Origin of the sequence: Streptomyces sp. NPDC059851 (assembly GCF_042732005.1) — a bacterium.
In the GTDB taxonomy this organism is placed as follows: domain Bacteria; phylum Actinomycetota; class Actinomycetes; order Streptomycetales; family Streptomycetaceae; genus Streptomyces.
Genome location: NZ_JBHWJJ010000235.1, coordinates 1 through 6,558 on the forward strand (window position 1 = coordinate 1; position 6,558 = coordinate 6,558).

The following is a 6,558-nucleotide window of genomic DNA, read 5'->3' on the forward strand; positions in this document are numbered from 1 at the left end:
TACGGACGTCAGACATCCCGCTCAACAACCCGAGGGCCTCGCCCGTTGCGCGGCCACCCCGATCACCCGATCAGTGGCCACGTTGAAAAAGCTCAGGGACTGGCGGGCCGCTGCCGAGCTGTGCTCGCCGTCCCATCGCTGTCCCAGATGGTGAGCCGTCGGCGAGCGTCTCTACCTTTCCGACGTCGAGCTCTGCTGTAGACGCTGGCCCTGCGGGTGGGGCTTTCTCGCGGATTCTCGGTCCGTGTGTGAGCGGTGGGGCTACGGTCCCCGTCATGGTGACGTTGACGGACTGGTTGAGTGTGGGCGCGGCGGTGGCGAGCGCGGTGACGGCGGGGATCACGCTGCGGATCTCGGGTCGGGCGACGCAGGCCGCGGTGCAGTCGAGCAAGGCCGCGGAGCGGGCCAACGCGGTGGCGGATTCCGTGGCCCGGGTGGAGCGGGCGCGGTGGCACTTCGAGATGCGGCCGCAGTTCGATGTGACGGTCACGCGCACGTCGTACGCGAACACGGCGCTGCTGCTGCTGACGTACAAGGGGCCGTTGGAACGCCTCGATGAAGTGTCCGTGGTAATCCGAGACGAGGACAACGTTCGGTCAATCAGCATCTCTTCTGCGGATCTGGGGTGCTTCACTCCTGAGGATGTGAGGGGGCCAGTGTGGGGGCCGTACCGATTCATGCACGGTGCAGAGGGGTGGTCGGACGACGGGCGGCGCACTGCTGCGCAGCCTGTCGTGGTGGCCGGACGGCAGATCCAGCGCGTTCTGGAGGAGACGCCGGACCCCGAAGGGTATTCAGAGGCGCAGTGGCGTGCCCGGTGTGAGGGGCAGCCGGTGCGGTTGTGGGTGCGGTGTCGCGCTGAGGGGTTCGAGCCGTGGACGTTGGCGTACGACGTCGAGGTGGAGGACCGGCGGGTTTGACCGACCGGCCGCCGGCCCCGCCGAGAAGGTCCGTCTGCCTGCGGCGGCCGAAAACGGCCCCGTGGCGACGACGATGTCCCGCCCGCACCCGCTGGGCCCGTACATCGGGCGTTCCACATGGCGGCTGAGCGGCCGACCTGGCGGACTGAGTGTTCCGCAGGTCAGCGCCCTGGTCGGGCGCCTCGATCGACCGCCCGGAAGTAGCCCGAAGAGGGGGCAGCGGTACACGTGGAGGAAGTAGGCGAGTCCCGCCAGGTAGAGCGCTCGGTCACACCGGCATTGGAGCTGCCGGGGACGAGGCGTTTGTGCATCCTACGGAAGGCTCGCCACAGTCAGCTCGTACCCTGCGGCACGGCGTCGTGCCCACCAGGACAGCCGTGGCGCGGTGGCGGCGTTGACGGCCCGTCCGAATGCCTCCAGCGCAGCCTCCAGGCGTGCGGTGTTCTCCACGTCCGATAGGGCGTTCAGCAGCTGCTCGGTGGCGGTGACGACGGCCGGGTCGGAGGAGCGCATGAGCGGGGCGGCGGCGGTGGCGGCCCGGGTGAGCGGTTCGCGCAGGGCGGCCGCGGTCTGCTTGCTCGCCACCCGCTCCCGGCTCAGCAGCTCGGCTGCTCGTCCGAGGCCCACGAGTCCGCTCTGCACGTCGGTGCCGCCGGCGATCCGGGCGCGGGCGGCGCCACCGGCGAAGGCGAGCACGGTCAGCAGGAACGACCTCGCGCGCTCGGCCCGTCCCTCCCACAGCAGGCGGTTGGCGGTGGCCGCGCCCTGCAGTTCCATCACCGCCACCGTCATCGCATCTGCCTGCACCCGCAGGGCCCCGATTTCGGCCTGCCGCTCCTGGTGGTTGCGGGCGCGGCTGGTCAGCCACGACGCCAGAACGGCGATGACCGCCCCGGAGGCGAGCGTGCTGACCAGCTCGATCAACTTGTCCATGCCCCGCAGGCTGGCCGCTCGCCGGCCCCGGCGTCCGGGCCGTTGCGCATCTGACGCACAACTCGAACGATCCCGTTGCCGATCAGCGGCCGGGCGTGCCTGGATGCTGAGAGGCCCGGCCCTGCGCAGCAGCGCCGGTGCCGGGCCTCATCCGCGTATCCGTGGGGGACGGAGTTCACGCGTCGGCGTGTCCAACGCCGACGGCCCTCGCCCCGTCACGGGTCCCCGGAGGAGGCGGCTTCCCTGGTGCATAAGCTCTCGGCCATGAGCGAGGAGAGCCTGCACCAGATCCTGGGCGACATCGAGCGGTCCGTCCGTGACTTCACCGGAGCCGAAGCGCTCCTCGCGGAAGCCGAGCAACGGCGCGACCGCACCCGCCAGGCCGTGCTGGAGCAGGTGAAGCGGCTGCGTGCCGAGGTGGATATCGTCCACGCTCCGGAGCTGATCGGGTTGCTCAGGCACCTGTACTGGCAGCAGCCCGGCATCCACGGACGCCCCCTGGCCGAGGCTGCCGGCCTCCACCTCAACGACATGCTCGCCGCGATCGGCCCGGCGCCCTCGGGGATCCTGTGCGCCCACTGCGGCACGGAACTGCTGCGCACCAGCCGGTCCTGGAAGCCGCGAACCCGGTACGGGCCGCCGCTGTGCCCCCGCTGCTTCTCCCTGGAGGGCGACGCACGGTCGCGGACGTGGCGGGTGGAGAGCCTGCGGTCGCGGATCGTCGCGGAGGCCCAGGTGCCGGCGCGGGCCAGGGACTGGCGGGCCGCTGCCGAGCTGGTGCTCGCCTTCCCGCCGCTGTCCACAAGGGTGAGCCGCGGCAGCGCCGTGGACCAGAGCGAAGGCGTCTGGCGCGGGTGGGAGAACGCCCGGGTGATCCGCAACCGTCTGATTGCGGCGGCCGCCGACGGCGACGACACCGTGGGCGTGACCGTCGGCGAGGCGCAGCTGCTGGTTGAGACGGCTCTGCTGGTCGCCGACTGGGACACGGCCCGAATCCGCGACATCATCGACCCGATCACCCACGAACCGGCGCTCGCCCTGCTCACCCGGCTGCAGCGCGAGGTCCGCGCCACCGCCCAGGCCGCCCGGGAGCGCGCGTACGCCGCGTACCCCGAGGGCTACAAGCTGAGCGAGGACGAGGAATCCGAAGCCTGGCGCGGCGCCGGCGGTTGAGGGGCTGACGTCCCCGGCCGCGGAAGGCGGCCAGGCACGTCAGGACGGCCCGCCGGGTGTCCGGCGGGCCCGCTGACGGATGACTTCTGACAGTCGGCGGGAGACCGCAGCCAGGGCGTCAGTCGGCGGCGGCCTTCTCCTCGGCCAGCTTCTTCTTGGCCTGCTGGTACTCCTCGTACGTCACGGCGTTCAGTGCCTCGATCTGGGCGAGCGTCTCCGCCGTGTCGTCCTTCTTCATCGGGCTGTCCATGAACCTCAGGAACAGCTCCACCATCGCGTGGCTCTTCCAGTGCCGCAGTTCCGCCTCGTTCAGCAGCTCCGGGCCGCCGGCCTCCAGCATGTCGACCAGCCGTTCCCGGGCCCGCCACTCCCGGCGTTGACGCCACCAGCCCCCGCCCGGCCGGTTGAGATCCTGCAGCTTGCGGATCTGCTCCACCACGGCCCGGATCTGCGCCTCCTGCTCGGGCGTCCACGCCGTCCCAGAGCCGTCAGCGAGCGCCTGGACCGCCTCTTGGACGGCCTTGCTGTTGTCGCCCGGCCCGGCGGCTGCTCAGCTGCTCCACGGCCTTCCTGAGCGACTCCTGCGCCGCCGTCGCGTCGTCGTGTTCGGACACGCTCACCCCTTCTCCTCCAAAACGCGCAGCATGCCCGACGCGCGGCGCCCCGGGCAATCGACGGCCCGGCCTACTGCGGGCCTGCCCCGCCCACGGCGGTGTCCGTACGGCGGGAGCGCCGGCGGATGACGTCCGGCAGCTGGCGGGAGGCGGCGGCCGGGATGAAGAACAGCCCGGTCATGCCGAGCCCGGTCACGGTGGCGCTCAGCAGGCCCACCGAGAACGACGGGTCGTCTACCGAGGCCACCCCGCAGAACACCGAGAAGGCGGCGACGAACACCAGCGAGGCGACGATCCACCGCTCCCGCAGCGGCGAGCGGGTGGCAGCCACCACCGCACCCCACCACATCCATCCCGCCATCACGCAGAACAGCACAGCCGCCGGCGGCAACAGCACGGGCGGCGCCCACCGCGCGACGTCGCCGCGAGGCAGCTCCTGCCCAGTCAGGTAGCCGACCTGGACCAGCCACACCAGGTACACCGGCACCTCGACCGCGATCACCACCCACATCAAGACCCGCAGACCCCGCAACGCGCCCCGCTCGCTCATCCCGCACCCCTCCCCCTACGATCACCAAGTCCAGGGGGACCTAGCGGCCCTGCGCCGGCACCCACCAGGGCGCATCACCCGCAGGGATGGAGATCAGCCGCAGGACCGCCCACCGACGGGCGGTCTCTGTCCACAGGTCAGCACCGATGTGCTTGTCCTTGCTGGGCAGGTTGTCCTGGCGGACAGCGTCGAGCTACTGCGGGAGCCGAACGCCAGGGCGAACAAACGGCAGCGACTGCTGGACGCTCCGGGTGGTCGGGAGTTTACGGCGATCATCGACGAGGCGGTGCTGCGTAGGACGGTGGGCAGTCGGCAGGTGATGCGCGAGCAGCTGCATCAAGGACGCCGGAACCGGCGATGTCGCCGCCCGAGCCCACAACACCCCTGCTGGCCAACATCGCGCTGTCCGCGCTCGACGACTTCGCCGCCGAGCAGTGGACGAACACGATGGCAACCCGGCGGGATCGCGAACGCCGACGGGCAAGCTTTCGAGGAGAAGCTGACCTCCTCCATGACCGGGTTCCTCGCCTTGTGCCAGACGCACCTGTCACGAGAGGAATCGGAGACCCTCTGCGGCTGGACCGTGCTCGTACCCTTCTCACTCGATGAGGAGACCTGGCTGCCCATCGAATCCGACGACCACGTGGTCGCTGGCGCACCCCAGGTACTACTGCTCGCCGAGAAGCTGGCGGCAGCCATCGCTCTGCCCGCCGAAACCCCGGCGACATGCGACAACCTCGACCTGAGCATGTGGTTCAGGCACCAGGCAAAGGAACTGGCCACCACTCGAACAGGCCCGTGGAGCAAGGATCTCGATAGAGCGTTCTACGTCGCGCTGTTCCTGCGCGCCGCCCAGCACTCGATCCAACGCGGCTGTCCCATCGTCTGCACCTGAGCCCCATCTTCGGTCTCCTGGTCTCTCGGCGGATGTCACTCACCGTGCACGCTTCACGGAAAGCGAGCCAGAGCCCGAGAACGGGAGTCGCTTGTCGATGAGCTTGGGAGGCGCCCGCCGCTGAGTCGATGGGCACTTGTACCGGTGTGTGCCCAGACTGCAGCGACCGCGCATAGTTGAACGCGCCGCCGCCATCTGCCTCCGGCAGGGCGGGCGCCCGTCAGGACCGGCTCCACGTCAGCGGCTGCCGCATAGCGAGCAGCCACACCAAACCGCTCACCCGCGATCAAGCGCTCCAGCTCCCTCGGCAGTCGACGGGTGCCGGCCTGCGTGATCTGCCGGCCGGACACCGACCTCGGCGTCCTGGACTGAACCCTCGGCCGGCCGTTACTTCGTGGGGATCCGCTGCACCAGATCCGCGGCGAGCTGGTCGGCCGCGCGGTGTGACGTCGAGCGTCTCCAGCAGCCACAGATAGCCGACCGCCTCCCACGCCTCGGCCGCAGTCAGGACGGGAAGTCGGGTTTCGTCCGAGTAGTCGCCGGTCACCGGCTCACAGGTGTCCGCGCCGGATCAACAGCGGCCTGTCCGGCCAGGACACGAAACGGGTGATCGGCCCGCACTAACCACCAGTGCGGGCCGATTCACCTCCACCCCTTGGGCCTCTGAGGATGGAGAGGCTGCGGCCCCATGCGCTCGACGGCCACGTGCCCGCGAGCCCGAACACCGTGCCCACGCGCTCCCGGGGACGGCGGCCCACTTTCCGAAAAGGAACCTCTGGGTCAGCGGCGACGGTCAGGCCGAGTCGCAGGCTCGACATCCCCCGGTGTGGCACTTCTAGTCGGCCGGCGGCTTGTCCCAGGGCTTCGTGCTGCCGGTGCAGACAACCATGCCGTACTGCTCGGGACTGGGGCCGTAGGTATTGCTGGAGAAGCTGCCCGGATTGATGGCGTACAACGCGGTGTAGGCATCCGGGTTGTACCACGCGCCCGCACGCAAGTGCAGCGTCGCCTTCACCGGAAGGTTGTTCCGGTAGGAACGGACCCCGTTGGTGAACGCGCCCATCCCGAAGCGGTCCAGGTCGTAGCAGATAGCGGTGCTGGTAGTGGTGAACGTCAGCTCCCGGTACAGGCTGCTCTTGTAGAGACACAGCTTCCCCGAAGGGCAGGGGGTGTCCGCGGCCGCGGACGGCGCCGTCGCCGCCAGCCCAGTCACCACCGCCAGACCGCCGGCAAGTGCGATCGATGCCAACTTACGCTTCAACAACTTCACTACGTCCTCCTGTAACTGGCCCGCACCCCCCGGCGTGGGGGTCGCACAGCCGGGAAGTGAGTCTTACACCAGGTGATTTTCATTTCCACGGCCTATCGCTGCAGACAATGAGCGTTTTCAGCGGTGAGTTTCCAGGGTGAGGATGGCTTTGACGATTGACGTAAGTCCGTTGGGGCTGCAGCGGGCTTTGCGGAGGATGCGCC

7 protein-coding genes and 1 pseudogene are annotated in these 6,558 nt (G+C 69.7%); 4 read left to right on the forward strand and 4 right to left on the reverse strand.

The window, feature by feature from the left end; all coding sequences use genetic code 11:
• Positions 1 to 275 precede the first annotated feature (275 nt).
• A complete protein-coding gene (locus ACFV7Q_RS37985; protein ID WP_385435512.1) occupies positions 276 to 920 on the forward strand; it encodes a hypothetical protein in 645 nt (214 codons plus the stop codon).
• Positions 921 to 1,232: 312 nt separating this feature from the next.
• On the opposite strand, the gene ACFV7Q_RS37990 is transcribed toward ACFV7Q_RS37985, so the two are convergent.
• Positions 1,233 to 1,853 (reverse strand): hypothetical protein, encoded by a 621-nt coding sequence (locus tag ACFV7Q_RS37990; protein WP_385435513.1) that lies wholly within the window; start codon positions 1,851 to 1,853, stop codon positions 1,233 to 1,235.
• Positions 1,854 to 2,117: 264 nt separating this feature from the next.
• Between ACFV7Q_RS37990 and ACFV7Q_RS37995 the strand changes: the two genes are divergently transcribed.
• Positions 2,118 to 3,026, forward strand: a complete 909-nt coding sequence (locus ACFV7Q_RS37995) for a hypothetical protein (RefSeq protein WP_385435514.1) — start codon at positions 2,118 to 2,120, stop codon at positions 3,024 to 3,026.
• Positions 3,027 to 3,144: 118 nt separating this feature from the next.
• Here ACFV7Q_RS37995 and ACFV7Q_RS38000 read toward each other — a convergent pair whose 3' ends face one another.
• Positions 3,145 to 3,465 (reverse strand): hypothetical protein, encoded by a 321-nt coding sequence (locus tag ACFV7Q_RS38000; RefSeq protein ID WP_385435515.1) that lies wholly within the window; start codon positions 3,463 to 3,465, stop codon positions 3,145 to 3,147.
• 245 nt (positions 3,466 to 3,710) lie between these two features.
• A complete protein-coding gene (locus ACFV7Q_RS38005) occupies positions 3,711 to 4,190 on the reverse strand; it encodes a hypothetical protein (protein ID WP_385435516.1) in 480 nt (159 codons plus the stop codon).
• 148 nt (positions 4,191 to 4,338) lie between these two features.
• Between ACFV7Q_RS38005 and ACFV7Q_RS38010 the strand changes: the two are divergent.
• Positions 4,339 to 4,515, forward strand: a pseudogene (locus ACFV7Q_RS38010) (Scr1 family TA system antitoxin-like transcriptional regulator); the annotation flags it as partial.
• A 186-nt stretch (positions 4,516 to 4,701) separates the two neighbouring features.
• The gene (locus ACFV7Q_RS38015) at positions 4,702 to 5,085 is read left to right on the forward strand and encodes a hypothetical protein (protein WP_385435518.1); all 384 of its coding nucleotides are present in this window, start codon (positions 4,702 to 4,704) and stop codon (positions 5,083 to 5,085) included.
• A gap of 835 nt (positions 5,086 to 5,920) precedes the next feature.
• Here ACFV7Q_RS38015 and ACFV7Q_RS38020 read toward each other — a convergent pair.
• Positions 5,921 to 6,355 (reverse strand): peptidase inhibitor family I36 protein, encoded by a 435-nt coding sequence (locus ACFV7Q_RS38020; RefSeq protein WP_385435517.1) that lies wholly within the window; start codon positions 6,353 to 6,355, stop codon positions 5,921 to 5,923.
• Between the last annotated feature and the right edge of the window lie 203 nt (positions 6,356 to 6,558).